The sequence below is a fragment of the Micromonospora sp. GCM10011541 genome, assembly GCF_042650725.1.
Taxonomy (GTDB): Bacteria; Actinomycetota; Actinomycetes; order Mycobacteriales; family Micromonosporaceae; genus Micromonospora; species Micromonospora sicca.
The window spans coordinates 1-2,705 of record NZ_JBHSBP010000108.1 but is presented as its reverse complement, the minus strand read 5'-3'; the positions used below and the strand labels follow the sequence as shown (position 1 = coordinate 2,705).

Genomic DNA, 2,705 nt, shown 5'->3' with positions numbered 1-2,705 from the left:
ACGTCTACACCGCCCTGCTCGCCGACTTCATCGCCCTGACCACTTGACCTCCATAGGAGCATCGGGATGGCAACCGGCTAGTTAATCCCACGCGTGCATCAGGAGTCGTCCTCGGCGATCAAGTCCGCACCGCGCCAGGCGAGCGCCATCGTCGGTGCGGCGGTGTTGCCGGAGACCTGGATCGGCAGGGATGAGGCGTCGATGACCCGCAGGCCGGACACTCCGCGCACGCGCAGCCGGGAATCGATCACGTCGTCGTCGTTGGGGCCCATCCCGTTCGCTCCGACGGCGTGATAGATCGTCGCGCCGGGCTCCTTCGCATAGGCGAGCACCTGCTCGTGCGTTGACACGGCCGGTCCCGGGTATTCCTCTTCCTGGATGAGGTCGGCGATCGGCGGTGCCGCAAACACCTCGCGAGCCTTGTCGAGCAGGGCCGAGGCCACCCTCTGGTCCTCCTCGGTCTCGAGGTAATGCGCATCGATCTCAGGGAGCGCATCGGGGTCGGCAGAGGTGATGTGGATGGAGCTCGTCGTGGTGGGCTTGATGCCGTAGCCCAGGAACATCACCCCGGAGTGCTTGGCTAGCTTGACCGAGTCGAAGCTGGTGGCGTCGAGCGCCAGTGGAACGAACAGGCCCTGGATGTCGGTGTGGTCGGCGTGCGCGGGTGATGACGCGATCCCTGCAAGGATGTTGTAACCGGCGTCCGCAATGGCGCCGCGTCGGGTCAGCAGGTACTTGAGGCCTTCCCAGCCCTGCTTCGGCAGGGTGTTGAGGTGCTCGGTCATCCCGACGGGTCGCTTGAACTTGACCTGCATGGTCGCACCGCGCTGCTCGATGACCCGCTCGCCCACGTTGGGGCTCTCGACGCGGAGCGCGACGCCGGCCCGGGAGAGAACGTCTCCGCGGCCGATGCCGGACCGCTCGAGCAGCATGGTGCTTTCGACGGTGCCGGCCGAGACCAGCACCTCGCGGCGCGCCCGGAACTCGACCTGCCGGCCGCGTCTCCGTGCGCGCACGCCGACGACACGGTTGCCGTCGAAGAGCAGCTGGCCGACTCGGGTGCGGTCCAGCACGGTCAGGTTGGCGCGGTGGCGGATCGGGCGGAGGAAGGCGCTGGCAGCCGAGACGCGCACCCCGTTCTTGATGCTCGACGGGGTCATGCCGATCCGTTCGCCGGATTCGGCGTTGGTGTCCGCGACGACCTTCAGTCCGATGGAGCGGGCCGACTCCAGCACGAGCTTGGCGGCCTCGTCGGCCTCGGGCAGCGAGACACCGTACGGTCCGCCGGCGCCGCGCATGGGGGATGCGCCGAGCTGGTGGTCCTCCATCTGGAGATAGATGGGCAGGATCTCGTCCCATCCCCAGCCCGGGTTACCCAGCTTGACGAGCTCGTCGTAGTCGTCCTTGAACCCGCGCGTGTACATCATGCCGTTGACGGTTGTGGAGCCGCCCATGACCTTCCCACGGGTCCAGGGCTCGCCTGTCCCGTCCGACTTGAAGGGCTTCGTCGGATAGTGGTACGTGTAGCGATCGCCGTTCAGCGTGAAGTAGAAGCCCTTCGGGACGTACAGCATGGGGTTCAGGTCCCGTCCGCCGTACTCGAGCAGCAGGACCGACACGGTCGGGTTCGCCGTCAGCCGGTTCGCCAGCACCGAGCCAGCAGCACCGGCACCGACAACGATGTAGTCGAACGCATCCTCATGACCCATGAGAAACGCTCCTTCGCGCTATGCGGCCTCACCCATGTGGTGAAGAGTCGTCTCCCACCGATAGTATCGGGACTCAGTCCCAAAACAAATCGGAACTCAGTCCCAAAACAAGGACTTAGCTCCCGATCTGGTCCAGCCACGCCTGGAGAGGGCCGAGCAGCGCATGCAGCTCACGCTCGATCTCGTCCAGGACGGTCTCGGTGCGCGTGTCCCGTCCGGCCCTACGGCGCAGCATGGAACGAATCAGCGCCTGGGTTGCCGCGCCCAACATGGCGGCCGCGAGCTCACCCCGCGCCCCGGGAAGCCGCTTGGCGGCAAAGCCGGCCACCACGGCCGCCCAGCGAGACCAGCGCACCGACTCCTGCTCCTGGAGGGCCTGCTCCTCTTGCGCGACGAACCTGCGAAGCCACACGCCGCGCGGGTCGCCGCTCTCCCGCATCGCCTGCATGACCCCGTGAATGATCGCCGTCGTCAGGGGCTCCGCGAGTGGGCGCTCGGCAAGGGTGGCAGGCAGACGGTCGAGATGATGGTCGAAGGGCAGCCAGAGAACGTCGGCCTTCGCCGGGAAGTAGCGGAAGAAGGTGGATCGACCGATTCCGGCGGCGGCGGCAATGTCATCGACGGTGGTCTGTTCGAAACCACGCGCCAAGAAGAGCTCGACGGCGACCGCTTCCACGTCCTGGCGCGACGACACCGGGGGTCTCCCCAGGGGACGCTTAGTTGCCACGAATTTCTCCTAGTTCGAGCGTTATCAGGATGAGCATCACCTTCGTGGAGCGGCACCGCCGACTTCACCACCCCCCGGGCACCAGGGGGACGGTGGCGGATAACCACAGACCCGAAGTGCGTCCATCTCATCCTCGCAGTCCAGCTCTCCAGCGAGCAGGTCGGCGTGGTGCGTCATTATGGCCCTGACGACACGAAGGTCGTCTTAGTGAGCGTCCGGGAACTCGGTAGGGCGCGTGGTCACAAGGCGATGAAGCACGGCGTGTAGGG

Annotated in this window: 2 protein-coding genes; both read right to left on the bottom strand. The window is 66.4% G+C overall.

Features of this window, described 5'->3' with window-relative positions; all coding sequences use genetic code 11:
• Positions 1–98: 98 nt before the first annotated feature.
• A complete protein-coding gene (locus tag ACFOYX_RS35905) occupies positions 99–1,709 on the bottom strand; it encodes a GMC family oxidoreductase N-terminal domain-containing protein (protein WP_322443048.1) in 1,611 nt (536 codons plus the stop codon).
• Between the two features lie 115 nt (positions 1,710–1,824).
• Positions 1,825–2,403, bottom strand: a complete 579-nt coding sequence (locus tag ACFOYX_RS35900; protein WP_172894122.1) for a TetR family transcriptional regulator — start codon at positions 2,401–2,403, stop codon at positions 1,825–1,827.
• Positions 2,404–2,705 lie beyond the last annotated feature (302 nt).